Here is a 22,254-nt window from a genome sequence, read left to right as displayed (position 1 = left end):
GGTCGTCCTCTCCCCGAGTTGGGCGAGGACGATCTGGCTTGTCAGCCATGTTTGACACTGTTTCAGTAAGGAGGATAGGTGTGCAGAGAGCGCGAATGATGCGTATATCAGACCAGGTCGCGCGGATTGTCTTCCTCATCTGTGCCATTTTGGTTGTCGCTATCATTATCAGTGTGTTCTACTTTATTGGCTCCAAGGCATTCAAGGTCTTTTACCTACCTGGTGGGTCAAGCGTTCAAGAGTTTTTCACAAGTACGCACTGGGATCCGACAGCGGGTAATAGCGATAATCCGGCATACGGTGCCTGGGGATTGATTCTCGGTTCGATTATTATTACCCTGGCCTCCGTACTGATCGCGACCCCCCTCTCGTTTGGGATGGCACTCTTCATGGCGGAAGTAACTCCCCGCTGGCTTTCACGCATACTCCAGCCTTTGCTGGAGGTTTTTACTGGTATGCCCTCGGTGGTCATTGGCTTTCTGGGCCTGACGGTTCTGGTACCCTGGCTTGGAATCATCTCGCAGACGCTGGGCTATGGCTACGGCGCGGCGATCATCGTCCTGGTGGTGATGATCATTCCGACCATCGTCAGCGTATCGATAGATGCCATTCGGGCTGTTCCATCCAGCGTGCGCGAGGCGAGCCTGGCTCTGGGGTCGTCTAAGTGGCAGACCATGTCGAAGGCGATTATTCCAGCGGCCTCCACGGGCCTGGCGACAGCGGTTGTGCTGGGCATGGCGCGTGCGATTGGTGAGACGCTGGCGGTGGCAATGGTCCTGGGTGGCCAATCGCTGCCTGACAAATTGTACAACCTGAAGGCACTTTTCTTTACGCCAACAACTAATATTACGCAGGCCATTCTTAGTGACTTTGGCGAAACCTCTGGTATCGCTCAGGACGCTTACTGGACCCTGGCCTTCCTGCTCCTGGTCATCTCTCTGGCCTTCATCTGTGTGAGCCGTTACCTGGCGAGTAGGAGTGTCTACAAATGAGTATGCAAGCAATGGCGGGCAAGCAAGAAAAGCAAGCATCTGGACGAGTCGCGGAACTGACGCGAATTGCGCGCAGGCTACATGCAGGCAACCGAGTTGCTCTGAGCATACTCTGGGTTGTCGCTGCCTTGATCGCACTCCTGTTTATCGCCATTATCGTCCTGCTGTTTATTCAAGGCTTTAACTACCTGATTGATCCTGCTTTCTATTCGACCTCGGTGACCGGGGTGGGAATGCAGCTCTTCAGTACCTTCTATATCCTTATCCTTACCGAGATACTACTCTTTCCCATTGCGCTGGGCGCGGCGATCTACACGGTTGAGTATGCCCCGCAGGGAAAACTGGTGGCGACGATCCGCTTCGCGGCCGAAACGCTGGCGGGTGTGCCATCGATTGTGCTGGGTCTGTTCGGCTTTGTCTTCTTCAGCGCGTTTCTGGGATTCCATATCAGCCGTATAAGTGGCGCTTTGACGCTGCTGTGCTTAAACTTCCCCCTGGCACTACGTCTCTTTGAGGATGCACTGCTCTCGGTGCCACGCGAGTTGCGCGAGGGAAGCCTGGCCCTGGGTACGACGAAATGGACGACGATTCGCAAGGTAGTCTTGCCGTCCGCGATGCCTGGACTGATCACAGGCTTGATCTTGAGCGCGGGCAAAATCATCGGCGAGACCGCGGCCCTGGTCTTTACCATGGGTGTTACCCCAGCGAGTACCTTCTCGGCTGATCCCTTTATTCCTAGCGACACATTAACCATTCACCTGTGGTACATCAAGACCCAGGGTGCTGGCTCGATTTCTGGCTTGTCGGCGGCAGGCGCCTCGGCTATCTCGGCGGGATCGGCGGCACTCCTGATTATCGTCCTGTTGGTGATCAACCTGCTCGCCCGAGGGATTGGACGTCTGATCCAGCGCCGGGTTATGGCAGTTTGATGCATGTAGAGCGATTACAGTAACAAGTATGGCGATCCACTATGGAGCGCCTCTTGAAGAACAAGGGTGAAGCGATCTATGAACTCGATAGCAGCAAACTCTTCTCTCATCACAGAGAATGTAACTCTGCCCAAGGGGGCGAGCATTTTCTCACGCAAAGTAGCGCGCAGTGGCCACATCTCATATGAGGGGCGTCCATACTTTATCAGCAAAGCCCTGGCTGGCCGCTACATTCGACTGGTCGTTATTGAGGATCGCCTGATTGTCGATGAGTCTATTCCCCTGCATAAGGAATATGAATTATCCTGAGCAAGGCTTCCTGTTTGGGCACGCGATGCGTGCCCAAAAACTGTTTCTTTTTTCAGGAGCCATGAGCTAGAATCAGAAGATCGATGCGATTGACGAACGTATCCCTTAAGCATAGTTGCACAAGTGAAGAGCTGAAGCATCGAGAAGGAGAAATGTGAACGTTATGACACCAGAGGAACAGCAGGTAAACTATGATCAGGGGCGGCAGGGAGGCACAAGGACGAGGCAGCAAACATATGATCATGCCTGGAATGAGAATAATATGACAATTGAAAGTATACCAGAGGACCAGCAAGATCCTGGCAAAGTCACGGAGATCCGCCGCGAGCGTACTCTGAATCCAAACGCGGACTTTGCCATTAATGTAGAGCATCTCAATTTCTACTATGGTAAGAAGCAGGCCCTGTTTGATGTCTCGCTGCCACTGCGTAACCGCCAGGTGACGGCCTTGATTGGCCCCTCCGGTTGTGGTAAGTCGACCTTCCTGCGTACACTCAACCGTATGAATGACCTGATTCCTGGCACACGGACTGAGGGACAGGCCCTCTTCGATAGCAACAACATCTACAACGCAAAAACAGATGTGGTACTGTTACGTCAGCGCATCGGCATGGTTTTCCAGAAGGCCAATCCCTTTCCCAAATCCATCTTTGAAAACGTGGCCTACGGCCTGCGCATTCAGGGCAAATCCAATCGCCATATCAAAGAGATGGTAGAGAAGAGCCTGCGCGGCGCGGCCCTGTGGGATGAAGTGAAGGACCGCCTGAATGCTTCGGCCCTGGGACTCTCCGGTGGGCAGCAGCAGCGCCTCTGTATCGCGCGTGCCCTCGCCGTCCAGCCAGAGGTGCTCTTGATGGACGAACCCTGTTCAGCGCTGGATCCCATCGCGACCCTCAAGATTGAGGAGCTTATCACTGAACTGGTGAAGGATTACACTATTGTGATCGTCACTCATAATATGCAGCAGGCGGCGCGTGTCTCTCACTTTACGGGCTTCTTCCTGAGTGGTAAGCTGATAGAGCAAGGGCCGACAAAAGACATTTTTGAGCGACCAACCCAGAAAGAGACTGAAGATTACATTAGCGGTCGCTTTGGTTGATACCTGGACGTTTTCCGCGTACGATGTATCTGTAGCACAAAAATAGGTAATTTAGGAAACTTGAGCGCGTGAGCGCTTACATATCAAAAGCCGTTGGAGGTACTGCGTGGCACGCAAAATCCTGGTGGTGGATGACGAAGCGGTCCTGGCCGAGACTATCGCGTATAATCTGGAGCAGGCCGGTTATCACGTCATCACCGCCGCTGATGGTAACAGCGCGTTGGACGCGGCGCGCAGTGAACGCCCAGACCTGATTGTGCTGGATATTATGTTGCCTGGCATGGATGGTCTGGAAGTGTGCCGCCAGTTGCGACGCGAAAATAAGACTGCGACGACTCCTATCCTCATGCTTACCGCCAGGGGCGACGAGATCGACAAGGTCGTGGGCCTGGAGGTTGGCGCCGACGACTATGTAACCAAACCCTTTGGGCGGCGTGAATTACTGGCTCGGGTGCGGGCTTTGATCAGGCGCTCCGATTATGTACCGGGGGGTGAGGGTGAGAATGGGGAAGAGCCTGAGCAGGAACGGCGCCCTGCCAATCGCGAGCTGGTTGTGGGCCCCTTACGCATCGACCTGGCTGGTCGGCGCGTCAATTGCCGAGGGCAGGATATTGAGCTTCAACCCAAGCAGTTTGAGTTGCTGGCCTACCTAGTGCGTAATCGCGGCACGGTCCTGACACGCGACCAGTTGCTTCATAATGTCTGGGGCTATGACTATGTCGGCGACACACGTACTGTAGATGTACATGTGCGCTGGCTACGCGAGAAACTCGAAGAGGATCCCGCCAATCCCAAGCTCATTCAGACGGTGCGCGGCGTCGGCTACGTGTTTCGTTGGTAAGAAAAAAGAAGTTGGGGTGAGGCCGGGCGAATGCCCGACCTCACCCCAACTTCTTTTTTCTTACTTACACTCTATTTTAAGCTGAGGAGGGGATGGCGCTGATGGTCGTATCAGGACCTTCTTCCTCATCCGTGACCTCGAAGAGAGGGTGGGCGATAAACCAGCTCTGGCTATCCATCACTGGCACATCAGGATCATCGTTTTGCACACGGTGATAGCAGCCATCCGCGTTAAGCTCATGCGCGTTGACATTGTCGGCCAGGACCGGGCGCAACATGTTCTCATAGAGCGCGTCGCGTATATAGCGATGCTCAATCGGGAAGAGTACTTCTACGCGATTGTTGAGATTGCGTTGCATCAGGTCCGCGCTTCCAAGCAGGATTTCGGGGTTGCCGTTATTGCCAAAGTAGTAGAGGCGGCTATGCTCAAGAAAACGTCCGACGAGGCTGCGCACACGAATATTTTCGCTGATACCGGGGATGCCCGGGCGCAGGCAGCAGATACCACGAATCACAAGATCGATCTCAACTCCGGCTCGCGAGGCTTTATAGAGCAGTGAGATGATTTCAGGATCGGTCAGCGAATTAAATTTGAAGATTAGGCGCCCATTGCCATGTTCCTCATGTAGCCTGATCTCGCGTTCAATGTGTTCGTTGAGGCCGCGTCGCAGCCCGATGGGAGCCACAAGTAACTGACGGTAGTGCGCCTGGCGCGAATAGCCTGTCAGTGAGTTGAAGAGCAGCGTCACATCATCACAGATCTCCTGGTTGCTGGTGAGCAGGCCCAGGTCTTCATAAATGCGGGCCGTAGCGGCATTGTAGTTGCCTGTTCCCAGGTGGACATAGCGTCGCAGGCTCTTGCCCTCCTTGCGCACCACCAGGGCAAGCTTGGAGTGGGTTTTCAAGCCTTTGAGTCCATAGACTACGTGTACCCCTGCCAGCTCCAGCTTACGGGCCCAGACAATGTTGTTCTCCTCGTCGAAGCGTGCTTTTAGTTCGACCAGCACTGCGACCTGTTTCCCATTCTCCGCCGCGCGTAGCAGGGCCTGCACAACAGGTGAGTTGGGTCCAACGCGATAGAGGGTCTGTTTAATTGTGAGCACATCGGGATCATCGGCGGCGGCATTAATAAAGTCGACGATGGTGCTAAAGCTGTCAAAGGGATGATGTAGCAAGACATCGTGATTCTTAATGGTAGTAAAGAGGTCGGATCCACGCCGCACAAAGCGGGGAACACGCGGAGTAAAGGTCGGATCCTTCAGTTCAGGACAATCCAGGTTTCGTAGCTCTATGACATCTCCCATTCCCAGTTGCCCGTCAATGACCGTCAGATCATCATGCGTAATCTCAAGATTATCTATCAACAAATGACGGATGCGCTGAGGCATAGAGGGATTGACGGCCAGGTCGACGACGACGCCAAAGCGGCGATCACGTACCTCTTGCTCGATTGTTTCAAGCAGGTCGGAGGCATCATCCTCTTGTAGCTCAAGGTCTGCATCGCGTAGCACGCGGAAGGGATAGGACTCCCAGATATCGAATCCGGGGAAGAGCGTGCTCAGGTGTGCGGCAATGAGCTGTTCTATCCAGACAAAGACCTGTTGTGTCTGCTCGTTATCATTCTCCATGGAGCGTGCGACGGGAACCAGGCGTGGCAGAGATGGCGGAATTTTCACACGCGCGAAGAGTTCCTTATTATGCAGGACATCTGTCAGGACCACGGCCAGGTTCAAGCTCAGGTTTGAGATATGTGGGAAAGGGTGTACAGAGTCGACTGCGAGGGGGGTTAGAACCGGAAAGACTTCACGTTCAAAGTAGGCCCGTAGTTCGTTGCGTTGGAGCGCATCGAGTTGCTCATAATCGAGAATATGAATATGCTGGTCCGCCAGGAGTGGAAGGAGATCATGTCGCCAGTACTGGCGGACCTCCTGTACCAGGGGGGCCAGTTGCTTGCGCACCGCTTCTAACTGTTGCGCGGCTGTACGACCGTCTGGACTGCGTGGCGCTGCGCGCGAAGCAATCTGATCTTTTAGACCAGCCAGGCGAATCATAATAAACTCATCCAGATTTGTCTCAAAAATGGATACAAATTTGACGCGCTCAAGCAGCGGGTGGCGTGGGTTTTTAGCTTCCTCAAAGACACGGCGATTAAACTCGATCCAGCTTAATTCGCGGTTGATATAAAGATCGGGCTGTATGGTGTCAGGTAAGCTAGAAGTCGATGAAGTTATTTGACTCATACGTAATAGGTCCCAGCATTATCGTACAGCGTTTCTTTATCTTCATTGTATCATCCAGGTAAGCACGATGCAAAAAGAAAAGAGTAAGTGACATGATGTTCCCCTGGCACTCTGGGCTGCCAGGGGAACATCATGTCACTTACTTTACCAACATTGAGACTCTCAAGTTTATCGCTTTAAGTGGCCTGAAGGTATAAAATCTGGAAATTATCTTGACAGCAGGTATCTCACTGATGTATTATCTCTCAAGTGAGATGACTAGTGTTGTGCTGGACGAAAGCTTTGTCTGAGAGTATCAGCCCTGGCTAGACATGCACATCAGTAGCGGGCGGTTGCTGAAATTGGTAGACAGGACAGACTTAGGATCTGTTGGTGATGAACCGTGAGAGTTCGAGTCTCTCACCGCCCACCGGAAACCGAAAGGTTGTCGAAAAGCTGGATACCCTGTTAACCTGGATACCTTGTTAACAATATCGCAAAACGTGTTCTTTAGTGTCCTTTTAAATGGCACTTGCGGGAGTGGCTCAGTGGTAGAGCGTCACCTTGCCAAGGTGAATGTCGCGGGTTCGAATCCCGTCTCCCGCTCCAGGTGGTCTTGCACTAGAGTATCGTAGCGCTCTCTTGTCTACCTCGTTTGTTAGCTAAGAGGTGCGAAGGCTGACTGTGTGACAGGTGGAAGAAAAAAACGCTTTCGTTTGTTATACTGGACAGGAAGGAAAAACGATATGTATCGCAGTGGCCACGCTGAACCGTGGTGGTTGGAGTAAGCATCGCTATGATGCACACTGGTAGCTACCATGACAACCGAATATGCGGGAGTGGCTCAGTGGTAGAGCGTCACCTTGCCAAGGTGAATGTCGCGGGTTCGAATCCCGTCTCCCGCTCCAAATTCTTGAAGCAGAGGGCAACTGGTAACACGGTTAGCCCTCTGTGGGCAAGTGCAGACAAAACCCACACGAGACATACCATCATAACATCTGTTTTGAGGGGTGCGATAAGCGAGACGAGATACTCTGTTGTGGGGTGGTCTAGAGGTGGGAGACAGCTGAGAGAGTACGGGGCATGGCCTATTCGCGTTGCAATCATGTGGGTCACCTCCAATATTGTGCCTCGAATATACCAACAATCCTATGTATTCTCCCAGGATAGGTACTTTCCACAGCCTACTTACCCGAGATATAATAATACACTGTAGCTTTGAATTTTATTTTCCGAACAAAGACTACGTACGCGATTTAAGATAAAGAAAACCTGTTGGAGGAACTGTGAAGGTCTCTGTTGAAAAGTTGCCAACCAGCGAGGCAGTACTGGAAGTAGATGTTACCTGGGATGAGATGGAAAAAGCCTCAGATAAGGCATATAAAAAGATTGTAAAGCAGGTAGATATACAGGGGTTCCGTCGAGGAAAAGCCCCTCGCTCAATGATTGAGCGCCGACTGGGTAAGGAATACATTTACCAGGAGGGCCTTGATGAGCTGATTTCCGAGGCCTATCGTGATACCCTTGTGGAGCACGAGATCGTTCCCATTACGCAGCCGACCCTGGATGCGCCCTCTATCGAAATGGGAGAGCCCTACCACTTCAAGATTACTGTTCCCATCGTTACTCCCGTTGAACTGGGCGATTACAAGTCTATCCAGATGGAGCGCGAGGAGGCCGATGTTACCTCTGAGGAGGTCGAGCAAGAGCTGGACACCCTGCGCCAGCGTTTGACCACCTGGAAAGAGGTTGAGCACGCCGCTGAGTATGATAACCGCGTGACGATGGACCTCAAAGTGACCAGCGGTGAGCAGAAAGTCTCTGACCTGAAAGATAACCCCTTTGAGCTGACCCACGAGCGCGTTGGCCTCTTCTCAGGCATGGATGAGTATATCGTAGGCATGAACGCCGGCGAAGAGAAGAGCTTTACCACAACCATCCCCGCTGACTATGGCAACGAAAAGCTTGCTGGTCAGGAGGCGCAGTTTGAAGTCAAACTGCATAAGGTTGAAGAGAAAGAGCTTCCTGAACTAAATGACGAGTTCGCTGAAAAGGTCAGTGATGGCCAGTATACCAGCCTGGAAGACCTGCGCAAGTTCTTGAGCGATAACATTCTGGAAAATAAGAAGCGTCGCATTCGTGAGGAACTGAGAGACAAGGCCCTGGATGCCGTCATTGAGCAGTCAAGCTTTACCCTGCATCCGCTGTTGATTGACGAGCAGGCAGAAGAGATGCTCCACCAGTTCTCGCATCTTCTGGAGCAGCAGAAGCTCTCGCTAGACCAGTACCTGATGATGATGCGCAAATCGCGTGAAGAGTATCTCAAAGAGCTGCGCCCCGACGCCGAGAAGAGCGTGAAGCGCCAGTTGGTACTGGATGCGATCGCCAAGGCCGAGGACATTACGGTTTCGCCAGACGAGATTAAGATGCTCTTCGATCTCTATGATCAGAGTGGACAGCCACTTCAGCGCAGCAAAGAGCAGGCGGATGCGCTAGCCCGCAGCTTCCTGCGCGAGAAGACAACTGGTCGCCTGGTTGATATCGTTGCCGGACCCGATCCAGACGCGGCGGAAGGCACAGAGAGCGAAGAGAGTGCTATTGCGGCCGCGGCTGCTGCTGAGGAGATTGCGGCCGAGACTGATAATGAGAGTAGCAAGAGTGAGGCGTCTGCAACAGAAACATCTCTACCCGAGGACACCAAGGATCAGACCGTAGAGTAAGCATATCGCTACCAGGTGCGGAGAAAGCACTAGTAGGAAAGGTAACAGACGTGGCAAACTCGAAAAACATGCGCACAACATACCGTTGTTCATTTTGTGGCAAGAGTCAGGACCAGGTTCAGCGTTTAATCGCTGGGCCTGGCGGGGTCTACATCTGCGATGAGTGTATCGACCTGTGTCGAGAAATCATCGAAGAGGAGCAAGCCACTGTTGCCAAGCCTCGTGGTACGCAGACAGGGAAGATGCCCGCGCCCAAGAAGATCTATGAGCAGCTCAGCAATTATGTCATTGGTCAGGAACGTGCCAAGCGTGCCCTGGCGGTAGCGGTCTACAACCACTACAAGCGCATCGGCGTTGGCATGCAGATCGATGATGTCGAACTGGGCAAGAGTAATATCCTGCTGATTGGTCCAACTGGTAGTGGTAAGACCCTGCTGGCTCAGACGCTGGCAAAAGTCCTCGACGTTCCCTTCTGTATCGCGGACGCAACCGCGTTGACGGAGGCTGGTTACGTTGGTGAGGATGTGGAGAATATCCTCCTCCGTTTGATCCAGACGGCTGACTTCGATATCGCACGCGCTGAACGCGGCATTGTGTACATTGACGAGATCGATAAGATCGCACGCAAATCGGACAACCCCTCGATTACGCGTGATGTCTCGGGCGAGGGCGTGCAGCAGGCGTTACTGAAGATTATCGAGGGTACGGTAGCCAATGTGCCTCCTCAGGGTGGACGCAAGCATCCGCACCAGGATTTCATCCAGATCAATACTTCAAACATCCTCTTTATCTGTGGAGGTGCCTTTGAGGGCCTGGAGAAAATCGTGGAGCAGCGCCTTGGTAGCAATAAGATGATGGGCTTTAGTGGTGTCAAACCGGCTGGCGAGACTGCGGAACAAGAGAAGGATCAGCCGATTCTCACCAAGCTCAATCCCGATGACCTGCTCAAATTCGGCCTGATTCCCGAGTTTGTGGGACGTCTCCCCGTAAGTGTTTCGCTTGATCCATTGGATCAGGAGGCCCTGGTGCGCATCCTGACCGAGCCTAAGAACGCGATTGTAAAGCAGTATCAGAAGTTCTTACAGCTCGATCATGTGGACCTTGTCTTCACCAGTGATGCGCTAGAGGCGGCAGCCGAGCGAGCGCTGAAGCAGAAGACGGGTGCGCGCGGTCTGCGCTCGATTATCGAGGACGTCCTGCTGGATGTGATGTACGAAATTCCTTCTCGTGCCGACGTAAAGAAGGTAATCATAAACGGAGAGGTGATTACTTCCCGCCATAAGCCCTTGCTTGTGACGAGGACGGATCGCACCAATGCCTATTCTGAGAATGAGTCTGCCTAGGGCAGACTCATCAACTTTTGTAGCCTAGCATGAGGGCAGAAATAAAGTGGTGCGATGCCCAGCGATCGTTCATTGGATTTGATGCAGTAGGTTTTTGTAGGTAGGTGACCGGTCAGGCTAGACAGGTGGGAAACCAATGAGTGAACAGGAACGCCAGGAACATGTAGAGGAGATGTTGGAAAGTTATCCGCTTGTGGCGTTGAAGAATATAGTGGCCTTCCCCCATAATCGGCATGCGTTGGTCATTGCCCGCGAGAAGACAGTTCGTGCCGTTGAAGAAACTATGATGCGACCAGACCGCATGCTGGTCGCTGTGACGCAGCGTGATGCAGATATAGACGACCCCGAGTTCAAAGATATTTACCCCATCGGTACCCTGGCTGAGGTCTCCACTATGCATCGCCAGCAGGATGGCAGCATGCAAGTGGTCATCCGTGGCATAAACCGGGTCAGCGTGAAAGAGTTTACCGAGACCGAGCCTTTTATGCGTGCTCAGATTGAGGTGCATGACGATGTCGAGGCCACTGGCTCGCAGGCCGATGCTATGGTTCGCCACGCCATAGGTCTCTTTGAGCAGTATGCGCAGCTAAGCCGGCGCTTCTCAGTCGAGGATATCAATTCGATTGTGGCGCTCAAGACGGCCAGTCGCCTCTCTGATACCCTGGCGGCCCATATTGTCACTGATAGCCAGCATCAGCAGGACCTCCTGGAGACGTTAGATCCCATGGAGCGCCTGGAGAAGATCTGTGTCCTGATTGGCAACGAGATTGAGATCCTGGAGCTGGAGACGACTATTCGCAGTCGTGTGCGCTCGCAGGTGGATCGTACCCAGAAGGAGTTCTACCTGCGCGAGCAATTGCGCGCCATCCAGGAAGAGCTGGGGATGGATACCACCTCCGAGTCGGATGAACTGCGCAAGCGCCTGGCTGAGAAGAAGCTACCAGACGAGGTCACGACCCGGGTGCGCAAGGATATCGACCGCCTGGAGCGTATGCCCCAACAGTCGGCTGAGATCAGCGTGATTCGTGCCTATATCGATTGGTTGCTGGCCCTTCCCTGGAACGAGCGGAGCCAGGAGACCTTTGATATCGAGGCCACGCGACGTATCCTCGAAGATGACCACTACGGCCTGGAGGGTATTAAAGAGCGCATCATCGAGTTCCTGGCTGTACGCCAGCTACGGCAGCAGCAGGCCAGTCGCGAAGGGCTTCCCAAGAGCGAGAGCCAGGGGCAGATTCTCTGTCTGATTGGCCCGCCAGGCGTGGGCAAGACCTCGCTGGGTTACTCCATCGCCAAGGCTCTGGGGCGCAAGTTCGCGCGTATCTCGCTTGGTGGCGTCCACGATGAGGCCGAGATTCGAGGTCATCGCCGCACCTACGTCGGCGCTCTGCCTGGTCGCATCATTCAGAGTATGAAGACGGTGGGTGTGCGTAACCCGGTCTTCCTGCTTGACGAAATCGATAAGCTCTCGGCGGAGCAGCGCGGAGATCCAAGCGCGGCCCTGTTGGAGGTGCTGGACCCTGCTCAGAACAAGACCTTCGTCGACCACTACCTGGAGATCCCCTTTGATCTCTCCGAGGTCTTCTTTATCTGTACCGGGAACGTCAAATATCAAATTCCCCGGCCCCTGGCCGACCGCATGGATATCATCGACCTGCCAGGCTATATGCTTGACGAGAAGGTGAATATTGGCACAAGGCACCTTTGGCCCAAGGTACTGAACGAGCATGGATTGAGTCCTGAGCAGGTACGCATTCCTCAGCCTGTTATGCAGCATATCGTGACGGATTACACGCGCGAGGCAGGTGTGCGTAATCTGGAGCGCCAACTGGCCACAATCTGTCGTAAAGCCGCCCGGCGGGTGCTGGAGAAGCCGAATACACGTATTCGTCTGACGGCGCATAACCTGGGGCAATACCTGGGCCTGCCACGTTACGCGGATATGCAGTTGACGCACAAGCCACGCGTCGGCTCAGCAATGGGCCTGGGCGTGACCGAGAACGGCGGCGTTATGCTACCCGTTGAGGTCGTGACCATGGTTGGTAAGGGCGACCTGATGGTGACCGGCCAGCTTGGAGACGTAATGCGGGAGTCGGCTATGGCGGCGCTCTCCTATATCCGCACGCGCGCCGATATGTTGAAAATCGATCCCAACTTTCAGGATGCCACCGATCTGCATATCCACATGCCGGAGAACGCCATGCCCAAAGATGGACCCTCAGCAGGCATCACCATCGCCACAACCCTGGTGTCGGCATTGACCAGGCGCGCCGTACGTGGTGATATCGCCATGACCGGTGAAATCACCTTGCTGGGCGATGTCCTGCCTATTGGAGGCCTGAAAGAGAAGGTCCTGGCGGCCCAGCAAGCCGGCATTACCCATATCATTGCTCCCGCTGAAAACAAAAAAGATCTCATCGAGATCCCCTCCCGTATTCGTCAGCGACTCCAGTTTACCCTGGTCGAGAATATGGACGAGGTAATTGAGATCGCCCTGCTACCACCTGAGGAGGAGGTAGAAGAGCGACCAGCAAATGGAGGCGAGATTGTACCCCTGCGCCTGGAAGAGCGCGATGGCCCGCTCGTTTCCGAGAGTCAGAAGCGCCCACGCATGAATAAAAGCGCGGCCATGGAGCAAGAGAAACGTGATGCCGAAGAGCCAGAGGAGCGTGAGCCGTTTATCGTGCCCCGCGAGACCCCCTCGCCGCTCTATCCCCAGGCGCGCTCCCACAAAGAGCAAGAAAAGCAATAAAGGGGTAATATAGACCACAAAAAAGAGGCCGATGCAATCGACCTCTTTTTTGTGGTCTATAAAAAACAACAGCAAATAAGTAAACATAGAAGCGTTTATGTGGTAGAGAGAAATGAAAGCAAGGGAACGATTTGATAAATTTAGCAGGGAGACGTTTAATTCTGTAGCGGGCAAACAGTTTGCTCCAAAAAGAATAGTCATTTATGCCCTGTAGATGGTATAGTTAGAACAGTCAGGGATGTGCTACTAGAAAGTGATGCTACCCCTGAATGGATTTATAAAGATACTCAAAGAGAGGATGTGTCGTACATGAGTTACTACGATCCAAACCAGCAGCAGAACCCTCAATATGGCAGCGGGTATCCTCCTCAGCAGGGAGGCGATCCATATAGCGGGCAGCAGGGGCAGCCTAACCCCCAGCAGTATGAGCAGCAGAACTATCAGCAGCCGGGTCAGGGCTATCAGCAGCCAGGCCCGCAGGGTTACCAGCAGCCTTATGGCCAGCCGCAGCCTGGATATGGCCAGCCTGGCTATGGTCAGCCCGGAGTTGGCGAGCCCATGTCGATCAACATGCAGCCAAACGTCGCGGCGGGCCTGGCCGTTATCTTCGGTTGGATCAGTGGTCTGGTTTTCTTCCTTATTGAGAAGCAGAACCGCTTTGTCCGTTTCTACGCGATGCAGTCAATCTTGTTCTCTGGCGCGATTTTCGTCATCAACATCATCCTTAGTATCGCCACGGGCACTCTACCATCTGGGGTTGCGTTGGCGCTGGGATGCGCGAGTAGTATCCTCTGGATTGCCTTCTTCGTGGGCTGGCTGATCACTTTGATCAATGCCTTCCAAGGTAAAACCTTCAAGCTACCTGTGATTGGCGATCTCGCCGAGAAGTATGTTAACACTGGCTCATTCTAGAAATTCAATCACTAAAAAGATAAGCCCTCTTGGATCAAATCCGAGAGGGCTTATCTTTTTAATAGACAAACTTGCTTACTGATGGATTTGTAAATTTGTAGAGTCCATGCTGGCATGGACTGCGAGCGCAGCGATCTTCGCAACGGCAGGGTATCGGGAGTCCATGCCAGCATGACCCTACAAATTAGGTGGATTCACCGCTTACTCCAAGAAGAATAATTGCTTATACTTTGCAGTGATATATTTATAATAGTTAGGAATATGCGCCCAGGAAGTGATGCCTACCTCTGAATGGATTCATTAACGTAGCAAAGAGAGGATGTAATGTATATGAGCTATTATGATCCAAACCAGCAACCAGACCCTGAATATGGCAGTGGGAATCCTCCTCAGCAAGGGAGCAGTCCATACAGGGGGAAGCAAGCGCGTGGTAACGATCAGCCCAACCCCCAGCAGTATGAACAGCAGCGTTATCAGCAGCCAGAGCGGAGTTATCAGCAGCCAGAGCGGAGTTATCAGCAGCCAGGACAGGGCTATCAACAGCCCTATGGTCAGCCTGGTTATGGGCAGGCTGTCTATGGTCCGCCCAGCATCGACGAACCTATGACCATCAAGATGCGCCCAAACATCGCGGCGGGCCTGGCGGCTCTCTTTGGTTGGGTAGGCGGCCTGATCTTCCTCTTCATAGAGAAGCAGAATCACTTCGTCCGGTTCTATGCGATGCAGGCGCTTCTGTTTGGAGTGGCAGGCTTTATTCTAGGTCTTGTGGATAGACTTATAGGTGGGTCCGGCTTGTTTGGGGCAGTGCTCTCCCTTATTAGTGTCGCCTTCTTTGTAGGCTGGATAATTACGTTTGTCAATGCCTTCCAGGGCAAATACTTCAAGCTGCCTGTTGTCGGTAATATGGCCGAGAAGTATATCAACACCGGCTCATTCTAGGAATCCACTCAGGAAAAGAGTAAAAAGTTTCTGGTATAAAAAAAGGGTGCTCCTGGCAGTCTGCGACTGCCAGGAGCACCCTTTTTTTATACCAGAAATAAAAGAAACCGCCCGTGTGAGCGGGCGAAACGGCGGTGTCCTATTTTCCCGTGGGGCTGCCCCCAAAGTATCGTTGGAGCTGAAGAGCTTAACTACCGTGTTCGGGATGGGAACGGGTGTACCCTCTTCGCAATAACCACCGGTTCGCCTGCGCATACAAGCGGTTCCGATTGACATGATGCATAATACCATCCTCTTGGCGATTTGTCAACACTTTTTTACGACTTTTCAAAAAGTGGGTAAATTGATGTGGAAATGAAGGGCGGTGCGTCAGCACCGCCCTTCATTTCCACATCAATTTACCCTTTTATTTTCTCTTCGAGGGTTTCGTTTTGGCGGCGGACTTTGCCTTTGCGTTTCTCGGCGTAGGCCTGGAGGCGTTCGCGGATGGCTGGGTCGCCGATGGCTACTTCTTTGGCGGCGTGGATGCCGGCGTTGACCGCGCCGGCATCGCCGATGGCCATGACGGCGACGGGGGCGCCCTCTGGCATCTGGACCATGGAGAGTAGGGCGTCTATGCCTTTGAGTGCTCCCAGGTCGCGTGGGACGCCGATGACTGGCAGGTCGGCGCGCAGGTCGGCGATGTTGCCTGGCAGGTGGGCCGCGCCGCCCGCGCAAGCGATGACGACCTGGATGGAGGCTGGGAGATTCTCAATATGCTGCACGGCGGCGCGCAGGTCACGGTGGACAGAGTTGATTTGTACCAGGCAAGGAATGCCAAATTCGTAGCGCAGGATATCGACGGCCTTCATCATCAAGGGCAGGTCGGAGTCGCTACCCATGGTGACGAGGACTTTTGGCTCGCCCCGGGCGGAGTCCCCCACACCCTCGGCCGAGACAAGTATGCCATGCTCGTGACCCAGATTGAGCTCATCGCGCACGTTCTCGCCAGGTTGCTCTTGTTGCATATATTGTTTCTCGCTTTTCTCAGATTATGTTTTTAGATGGTGAGGGCTGCTCTGACTTTGAGGGCTAGCTGGTAGACATCGTCGAGGTTGTCGCCAACGACTGTGATATGCCCCATTTTGCGGTCAATACGAGTCTCGCGCTTGCCGTAGAGATGGACGAAGACACGTTGGGGATCAAACTCCTGGCTCCAGTGAACTTCTGCGGGTCCATTGCGCTCGCCCAGAATGTTGATCATGGCTGCCGCAGGATAGCGCATGGTGGTTGCGCCGAGCGAGAGGTTGGTGATGGCGCGCAGGTGCTGCTCAAACTGGGAAGTGAGGCAGGCCTCGATGGTATAGTGCCCTGAGTTATGAGGGCGGGGTGCGATCTCGTTTAGCCAGAGCTTGCCAGCCTTGTCCAGGAATAGCTCGACGCCGAAGATACCAATGCCGTGCAGCTGGTCAATGGCCTGGTGCGCGATGGCCTCAGCCTCCTTGAGCAGGGTGGCATCAATGGGGGCGGGCGCCAGGACAGCCTGGCAGATATCGCGCTCATGGATCATCTCAACGACTGGATGCGCGGCGATCTCTCCGCGTGCATTGCGCGAGATCATCAGGCCCAGTTCTTTCTCCAGATCAATGCGTTGCTCAACGTAGAGTTCGCGTCCCGCCAGGTGAGTCAGGGCGCTATCAATATCCTCTGCGCTATTGATGCGCGCGTTGCCGCGTCCATCATAGGCATCTTTCTTCGCCTTGAGTACCAGGGGATAGCCCCATGTCTGAGCCAGCTCCTCAATATCGCTTCGCGAGGCTACGGAGCGGAAAGGGGCAACGGGGATACCGTGCGCGGCCAGGAACTCCTTCTGGCGGAATTTATCCTGAATTACGGCCAGAATCTGGGGTGAGGGATGAATGGTATGCCCCTCGTTCTGGAGCTGCTCAAGGGCCTCAGTGTTGATATGCTCGATTTCGTAGGTGAGGATATCGCTGCGCTTGGCCAGCTTGCGTAGCGCCTGGGGATCTTTCAATCCTCCCTCGATCTGCTCGGCTACTACCGCTGCCGGTGCGTTGGGTGTAGGATCAAGTACCGTCAAGACTTGATAGCCCATGGCCCGTCCAGCTTCACTGATCATCAGCCCGAGTTGACCACCACCGATAATACCAATATGTGTAGAGGCAACGATCTCGGCCTCTGTAGAATTCAATTGTACGTTCACTCGCCAGAATCTCCTTTGGCTTCGCCTCATATGGACGCGGCGAAGCCAGTCTTTTGCTGCTTAGCTTGTGCTACACTCTCCATCACACCTTGCCAGGTATATTCTAAGAGGATATGTTCATTCTAAGCAACCATAGGATAACATGTCAAATAGAGTATGTGTGAGGTAGATGTGATAGAATGCACAGCGTTAGTTGTATATTCCAAGAAAAGAAGAGGACTTGTTGAGGATGTCGCGTATTCCTCCTGATAATAAAATAGCCATCTCCATGGAGAATACTCCTGGTGGCGCGACGATGGAGTCACTCTTTCGCGTTATGGCACATCGGCCAGAGCTTATGCAGCCAGCGCTGCAACTGGTCGAGGCCGCGATGCGCAGTGGCACCGTAGAGCCGCAGCTAAAAGAGCTGGTGGCGATTCGTGTCTCCCAGGTCAATCACTGTTCATATTGAATGGCTGCTCATACTGCCTTGGCAAGGCAGCTGGGTGTGAAGGAAGAGTTGCTCGATGCGCTCTACCATATTGATCGCCATCGCCACCTCTTTACGGAGCGCGAGCTGGTTGCGCTACACTATGCGGAGGTCGTGACGACGAGCGCGCGCGATGTGAGCGAAGAGTTATGGGACGAGCTGCAAGAGTACTTTGACGATGGGGAGATTGTTGAGATTACGACCGTTGTCGGTCTCTTCAACTTTTTTAATCGTTTCGCGGATGCATTGAAGATTAATCCACCACCAACATAAGGAAAATAAGAGTTATGGCGAATACAGAAGAGAAATACCAGGCGCTTTTGAAAGATCTGCAAGAGCTGGCGGTCTATTTGCATGGACGCGGCGATAAAACGCTGGCGCTCTCACAACAGTTTTCGGCCAATGCGCAGAAAGACCCAGGCAATCGCGACTTTGACCTTAATCAGTCTCGTATGCTGGATTATCAGCACCATATCTGGCACGAAATCGGCAACAAAGTTGACCAGTTGCTCAAACTCTACGAACGTCAGTAAGTAGCCGCGTACGCCAGTAGCGGGCGAACCCGCTACTGGCGTACGCGGCTACTGGGGCTGCGCCCTGGCGTATGCGGTTACTTGTTGTTTGGCAAATGTTACAGATTACCGGAGCGGGCCTGGGTGTAGCGGTCGGTCAGGTCGTCTTTGGTGCGGCTGTAGAGCTGGCGACCCTGGGTGAGGGCTTCCTGGGCGCGTGCGCGAATTTCCTCGCTAAAGTTCCCGGAGCGGAGCAAGACGCCCTGCTCGTTGAGCTGCGCGCGTGTTGCCTCGCCAGATTGTGGTGCGATGAGGAGACCAATACCAACACCGATTCCGAGTCCAAGCAAGAGTCCTAAGATAAACTTCATCGCCTCTTTCCTTTCTTCCCTGCGATTGGCATATGCCAGCAAGTGATGCGTCTTCCAACGCCTGAATAGAGAAAATTCTGAGTTATATAAAAGCCTGTTTGATGACGATATAGGTTTGCGAGTAGGAGCGGAATGCTTACTCGTGCCTATAGTATACATAGTATATGCGTTGCATGAATGGATTGAGACGCATATACTACCCAGAATACCTATCGAGTCTCGCGGATATAGATCGTATCATAGCCAGGCTGCTACACCAATCCTGGCTACAGTAAAACATGGCTTGGAAGCATGTAAAGGGGACCTGGCAGTGACCGAACCCGCAAGCAGCAGCGCACTACTCAGGTGTATGTCGCTCGCCTGCCTCACCTCTATAGAAAGGTGTTAGATCTGGTCAAGGTGTCAGACCTGATCGATATGAGTGGTTAGTGCCCCTGACCGGCTTTTTCGAGCAGCTCTTCTACTTTGTCAAGCAGGACCTGTAGCTCAAAGGGTTTGCGCAACAGGTAGACGCCGTTATAGAGTTGAGTGTCGCTCTCGATGAGCCGGGAGACCTCATCGGCCTCCAGCACGGCCGCTGTATATACAATTATGGGAATATCGCCAGTGACGGAGTCACTTTTGAGCTGCTTGAGAATATCCTGTCCGGAGATATCGCCCAATTTGAGATCAAGGATGAGAAGATCGGGCAACTGGCTTTTGACGCGTGCGACTGCGTCTCGGCCTTCTTGCAGGATCGAGACCTGGTACTGCTCGTCCTCCAGGACGCGGCGCATCAGGTGTAGCAGCTCATTTCTGTCATCAACAACTAATATCCGTTTCGTCACATCTCTTCAGTGCCATACACGAGCCAGGCTCGCTCAAGACACCGCCTCCTGCTAGCGCGAACGCACCCCTAATCCACTTCGTGTGTCTGTGAGGCACGGTTTTGCGTCTTATTGTTGTGCCATAGCATTCTGCTTGTATTGTAGTGTACCATGTTTCTCTTATCTCAACAAGGCCGCAAGGCTGTCCACTAGAGACTTCCAACTCTTGCCTTGGCTCGCTACGCGGGCGCTCAGGCTCTCCTATTACATATCATACGTCAGAACCATACCAGGTGGATACTGATTAGCTCAGCTAAACGGGTAATATCGTTATTTACCCACGAAGAAGATGGTTAGTAATTGTTGTAATAGGGAAAAATTTTACGCCTACATAGGTGAGATGTACCTTGTTGTATGTACGTTTGTTTGTGCGTTGAGATGCAGAATGAAGTTGTGTTAGGGAGTGCGAACCGCTAAAAATAAAAAAAAAGAATGAGCGTGGTGGGGATCGAACCCACGGCAACCCGATTAAAAGTCGGATACTCTACCACTGAGTTACACGCTCATTTCGAAGACATGGCTATTGTAGCGTATTTTTCTCAATCTGGCAAGGGGTCTTTGTGCTCAAAACCACGATTTTTTAGTAGAGTTGCATCGAATTGATAAAGATCGAAGTAGCAGGCTGACCGGAGGAGAAATATTCTCTGGGATCATACTCGCTTTAAGGCTTGCCAGCATCGATACAATAGGATAATACTAAATCATCAGGGTATTCATAGAATATGTGCTACCTCCATTGCCTATGCTTCGTGCTTATATTGATGCATATAAGTGGAATAAAAGAAGGAGGTAACTATATGGAGAGACCTACGATCCCTCAAGGCGAGACGCCACAGAATCAGGGGCAACAACAGCAACAGGGAGAGACAAAGACGCTGGCCAGCATCGCCGTGCTGATACACAAGGGCGACAGTATTCTATTGAATAAGCGGGTCAATGTTCATGGAGCCGAAACCTGGGCGCCGATAGTGGGGCACCCTGAGTTTGGCGAATCATTTGAAGATTGTGCCATACGCGAAACAAAAGAAGAGACTGGCGTGACGATCAGCGATGTCAAATTTCGTGTCGTCACCAACGACGTCTTCGAGAAGGAGCATAAGCACTACGCGACCATCTGGATGGAGGCAAAGTATGTTTCTGGAGAGCCACACGTGGGAGACGCTCATGAAGAATCAGAGGTAGGCTGGTTCACCTGGGATGCACTGCCAGAGCCACTCTTCCTGCCTTTGCAGCATCTGCTAGAGGGCAAGACCTATCCCTCGCAAACAGTCAGCAAGGACCAGGTTGGCGAGGCCTTGCAGCCCCCGTTCATCCTTCACGAACCCCATGCCCAATAGACCCGCACTTCTCGGCTCGTTATCTTCTCTGAGTAGAGTGAAGTGGCTGTGTGGTGGGCATCCGCCCACCACACAGCCACTTCACTCTACTCCTTGAGCGCCGCAGGCGCGAAAGCCAATGACTTTTTGATGACTTTTGAAAAGTCGTAAAAAAGTGTTGACAAATCGCCAAGAGGATGGTATTATGCATCATGTCAATCGGAACCGCTTGTATGCGCAGGCGAACCGGTGGTTATTGCGAAGAGGGTACACCCGTTCCCATCCCGAACACGGTAGTTAAGCTCTTCAGCTCCAACGATACTTTGGGGGCAGCCCCACGGGAAAATAGGACACCGCCGTTTCGCCCGCTCACACAAGCGGTCTTTTTATTATCAAGCTGGACACCGCCGTTTCGCCCGCTCATATGGGCGGTTTCTTTATTTTTAGTATGTCACAGTTGTTCACGTATAGAGCCAGGGGTGAAGCCGGTTATTTTCTTGAACATCTTGGCGAAGTGTTGTAAGTCGGCGAAGCCGCAATAGCTGGCGATCTGGCTCTGCGAGAGCGTGGTATTGCGTAAAAGGTCCTGGGCATGCTGGACGCGCAGGTGTAGCAGGAACTGATGTGGCGAGGTGCCGAAGCGCTGACGAAAGAGGGCTGAGAAGCGTGAGGGCGAGAGGCCCGCGCGCTGAGCCATATCGGCGACGCTGACCGTTTCAGCCAGGTGTAGCGAGAGAAATGATGTTACCCAATTCAGCGATTGCAGCTCATGCTGGCGCTCTTCCCTAAGGTCGTGCTGCTCCTTGAGCAGCATCAGAACCAGCTCGCTCGCCGCTATCTGTGCCTCAAGTTGGCTTACCACATCGCGTTGCTGCCAGAGTCCCACCATCTTAAGCAATGTTTCACGAAAGGCGGCTGGCTGGACAGGTACAAAGCGTACTGGAACATACACGCCTGGACAAGCGTTCAAGCGTGGTTGCAAGAGATGGCGAAACGCCGAAATATCGATTTGCCCCGGACGCGTGGGGAAGCTCTGTTCGCGCTCTGGATGATAAAAGATGTCCATGTGCGCAAAGGGCGTAATGGTATCTGTCATTCCCTCCAGTGCCAGCAGGTCGCCCGGTTGCACCAGGCAAAAGTCACCTGGCTTGCACTGATAGTCTCTCCCCTCCACATGCACTACACATTCCCCTTCTTGAATATAAATGATGAGATAATCCAACAACCTGCGTGCCGGGACGCGCCAGGGCTTGCGCACCGCAAAATCCGCCTCGCGAATGTAGGGAACAATTGGCTGCCGCAGGAGTGGATGCAAGCCATCATGTCTCTGTTGGTTATTCATTACCGGCCTCTTGCTCAAGGGATTGCAGTCGTTTTTGACAAAAGTGTATCACAAACGTGCAAGCTTCGAGCGCGAAATTTCAGGTATGCTTTGGGCGGAAAGGCGCACCTGCCTTTAATGA

The 22,254-nt window shown here is 53.1% G+C and carries 20 protein-coding genes, 4 tRNA genes and 2 rRNA genes; 18 read left to right on the top strand and 8 right to left on the bottom strand.

Going from position 1 to position 22,254, the window contains the following annotated elements:
• The first annotated feature begins 80 nt into the window (after positions 1-80).
• The 5 genes from pstC to KTE_RS12685 all read left to right on the top strand — a co-directional run bounded on the left by pstC (position 81) and on the right by KTE_RS12685 (position 4,170).
• Positions 81-992, top strand: a complete 912-nt coding sequence (gene pstC / locus KTE_RS12705) for a phosphate ABC transporter permease subunit PstC (RefSeq protein WP_201381459.1) — start codon at positions 81-83, stop codon at positions 990-992.
• Positions 989-1,921 (top strand): phosphate ABC transporter permease PstA, encoded by a 933-nt coding sequence (gene pstA, locus KTE_RS12700; RefSeq protein ID WP_201381458.1) that lies wholly within the window; start codon positions 989-991, stop codon positions 1,919-1,921. The genes pstC and pstA overlap by 4 nt, the downstream gene beginning before the upstream one ends.
• A gap of 78 nt (positions 1,922-1,999) precedes the next feature.
• Positions 2,000-2,230: a hypothetical protein gene (locus KTE_RS12695; RefSeq protein WP_007913455.1), complete on the top strand. Its 231-nt coding sequence runs from the start codon at positions 2,000-2,002 to the stop codon at positions 2,228-2,230.
• A gap of 163 nt (positions 2,231-2,393) precedes the next feature.
• Positions 2,394-3,329: a phosphate ABC transporter ATP-binding protein PstB gene (pstB, locus tag KTE_RS12690; RefSeq protein ID WP_236037973.1), complete on the top strand. Its 936-nt coding sequence runs from the start codon at positions 2,394-2,396 to the stop codon at positions 3,327-3,329.
• 106 nt (positions 3,330-3,435) lie between these two features.
• The gene (locus KTE_RS12685; RefSeq protein WP_201381456.1) at positions 3,436-4,170 is read left to right on the top strand and encodes a response regulator transcription factor; all 735 of its coding nucleotides are present in this window, start codon (positions 3,436-3,438) and stop codon (positions 4,168-4,170) included.
• Between the two features lie 76 nt (positions 4,171-4,246).
• Here the strand turns inward: KTE_RS12685 and ppk1 are convergent, their stop codons facing one another.
• The gene (gene ppk1 / locus KTE_RS12680; RefSeq protein ID WP_201381454.1) at positions 4,247-6,409 is read right to left on the bottom strand and encodes a polyphosphate kinase 1; all 2,163 of its coding nucleotides are present in this window, start codon (positions 6,407-6,409) and stop codon (positions 4,247-4,249) included.
• 326 nt (positions 6,410-6,735) lie between these two features.
• Here ppk1 and KTE_RS12675 point away from each other — a divergent pair.
• The 8 genes from KTE_RS12675 to KTE_RS12640 all read left to right on the top strand — a co-directional run bounded on the left by KTE_RS12675 (position 6,736) and on the right by KTE_RS12640 (position 15,054).
• A tRNA-Leu gene (locus KTE_RS12675) sits at positions 6,736-6,818 on the top strand.
• 104 nt (positions 6,819-6,922) lie between these two features.
• A tRNA-Gly gene (locus KTE_RS12670) sits at positions 6,923-6,997 on the top strand.
• A 224-nt stretch (positions 6,998-7,221) separates the two neighbouring features.
• Positions 7,222-7,296: transfer RNA gene (locus tag KTE_RS12665), tRNA-Gly, on the top strand.
• A 378-nt stretch (positions 7,297-7,674) separates the two neighbouring features.
• Positions 7,675-9,108 (top strand): trigger factor, encoded by a 1,434-nt coding sequence (tig, locus tag KTE_RS12660; protein ID WP_201381452.1) that lies wholly within the window; start codon positions 7,675-7,677, stop codon positions 9,106-9,108.
• Between the two features lie 68 nt (positions 9,109-9,176).
• Positions 9,177-10,451 carry an ATP-dependent Clp protease ATP-binding subunit ClpX gene (clpX, locus tag KTE_RS12655; protein WP_201372352.1) on the top strand — a complete coding sequence of 425 codons (1,275 nt, stop codon included), beginning with the start codon at positions 9,177-9,179 and terminating at the stop codon, positions 10,449-10,451.
• Positions 10,452-10,587: 136 nt separating this feature from the next.
• A complete protein-coding gene (gene lon / locus KTE_RS12650; RefSeq protein ID WP_201381450.1) occupies positions 10,588-13,203 on the top strand; it encodes an endopeptidase La in 2,616 nt (871 codons plus the stop codon).
• Positions 13,204-13,512: 309 nt separating this feature from the next.
• Positions 13,513-14,115, top strand: a complete 603-nt coding sequence (locus tag KTE_RS12645; protein ID WP_201381448.1) for a DUF4870 domain-containing protein — start codon at positions 13,513-13,515, stop codon at positions 14,113-14,115.
• A gap of 330 nt (positions 14,116-14,445) precedes the next feature.
• Complete coding sequence (locus KTE_RS12640; RefSeq protein ID WP_201381446.1) at positions 14,446-15,054, top strand: DUF4870 domain-containing protein; 609 nt, start codon at positions 14,446-14,448, stop codon at positions 15,052-15,054.
• Between the two features lie 126 nt (positions 15,055-15,180).
• Here the strand turns inward: KTE_RS12640 and rrf (KTE_RS12635) are convergent.
• The 3 genes from rrf (KTE_RS12635) to purK all read right to left on the bottom strand — a co-directional run bounded on the left by rrf (KTE_RS12635) (position 15,181) and on the right by purK (position 17,257).
• A 5S ribosomal RNA gene (rrf, locus tag KTE_RS12635) occupies positions 15,181-15,297 on the bottom strand.
• Positions 15,298-15,452: 155 nt separating this feature from the next.
• A complete protein-coding gene (locus KTE_RS12630; RefSeq protein ID WP_201381444.1) occupies positions 15,453-16,061 on the bottom strand; it encodes an AIR carboxylase family protein in 609 nt (202 codons plus the stop codon).
• 32 nt (positions 16,062-16,093) lie between these two features.
• Positions 16,094-17,257 carry a 5-(carboxyamino)imidazole ribonucleotide synthase gene (purK, locus tag KTE_RS12625; RefSeq protein ID WP_201381442.1) on the bottom strand — a complete coding sequence of 388 codons (1,164 nt, stop codon included), beginning with the start codon at positions 17,255-17,257 and terminating at the stop codon, positions 16,094-16,096.
• Positions 17,258-17,486: 229 nt separating this feature from the next.
• On the opposite strand from purK, the gene KTE_RS12620 reads away from it, so the two are divergent.
• The 3 genes from KTE_RS12620 to KTE_RS12610 are packed head-to-tail and all read left to right on the top strand — an operon-like array spanning position 17,487 to position 18,259.
• Positions 17,487-17,708 (top strand): carboxymuconolactone decarboxylase family protein, encoded by a 222-nt coding sequence (locus KTE_RS12620; protein WP_052568254.1) that lies wholly within the window; start codon positions 17,487-17,489, stop codon positions 17,706-17,708.
• Positions 17,709-17,744: 36 nt separating this feature from the next.
• Complete coding sequence (locus tag KTE_RS12615) at positions 17,745-17,999, top strand: carboxymuconolactone decarboxylase family protein (RefSeq protein ID WP_201381440.1); 255 nt, start codon at positions 17,745-17,747, stop codon at positions 17,997-17,999.
• A 14-nt stretch (positions 18,000-18,013) separates the two neighbouring features.
• Positions 18,014-18,259, top strand: a complete 246-nt coding sequence (locus tag KTE_RS12610) for a hypothetical protein (protein ID WP_007908803.1) — start codon at positions 18,014-18,016, stop codon at positions 18,257-18,259.
• A 98-nt stretch (positions 18,260-18,357) separates the two neighbouring features.
• Here KTE_RS12610 and KTE_RS12605 read toward each other — a convergent pair whose 3' ends face one another.
• The 3 genes from KTE_RS12605 to KTE_RS12595 all read right to left on the bottom strand — a co-directional run bounded on the left by KTE_RS12605 (position 18,358) and on the right by KTE_RS12595 (position 19,980).
• Entirely contained in the window at positions 18,358-18,609 is a 252-nt protein-coding gene (locus KTE_RS12605; protein WP_201370363.1) for a YtxH domain-containing protein, read from the bottom strand.
• A 425-nt stretch (positions 18,610-19,034) separates the two neighbouring features.
• Entirely contained in the window at positions 19,035-19,436 is a 402-nt protein-coding gene (locus tag KTE_RS12600) for a PleD family two-component system response regulator (protein WP_040442594.1), read from the bottom strand.
• Positions 19,437-19,908: 472 nt separating this feature from the next.
• Positions 19,909-19,980, bottom strand: a tRNA-Lys gene (locus tag KTE_RS12595).
• Positions 19,981-20,272: 292 nt separating this feature from the next.
• Here KTE_RS12595 and KTE_RS12590 point away from each other — a divergent pair.
• Together KTE_RS12590 and rrf (KTE_RS12585) are read left to right on the top strand one after the other, a co-directional pair.
• Positions 20,273-20,812, top strand: a complete 540-nt coding sequence (locus KTE_RS12590; protein ID WP_201381438.1) for an NUDIX hydrolase — start codon at positions 20,273-20,275, stop codon at positions 20,810-20,812.
• A 224-nt stretch (positions 20,813-21,036) separates the two neighbouring features.
• Positions 21,037-21,153, top strand: a 5S ribosomal RNA gene (gene rrf / locus KTE_RS12585).
• An 89-nt stretch (positions 21,154-21,242) separates the two neighbouring features.
• Here the strand turns inward: rrf (KTE_RS12585) and KTE_RS12580 are convergent.
• Positions 21,243-22,133 carry an AraC family transcriptional regulator gene (locus tag KTE_RS12580; RefSeq protein WP_201381436.1) on the bottom strand — a complete coding sequence of 297 codons (891 nt, stop codon included), beginning with the start codon at positions 22,131-22,133 and terminating at the stop codon, positions 21,243-21,245.
• Positions 22,134-22,254 lie beyond the last annotated feature (121 nt).

Source organism: Ktedonobacter sp. SOSP1-85 (assembly GCF_016587415.1).
Taxonomy (GTDB): domain Bacteria; phylum Chloroflexota; class Ktedonobacteria; order Ktedonobacterales; family Ktedonobacteraceae; genus Ktedonobacter.
Note: the sequence above shows the minus strand (reverse complement) of the source record. Positions and strands in the feature narration are given on the sequence as shown.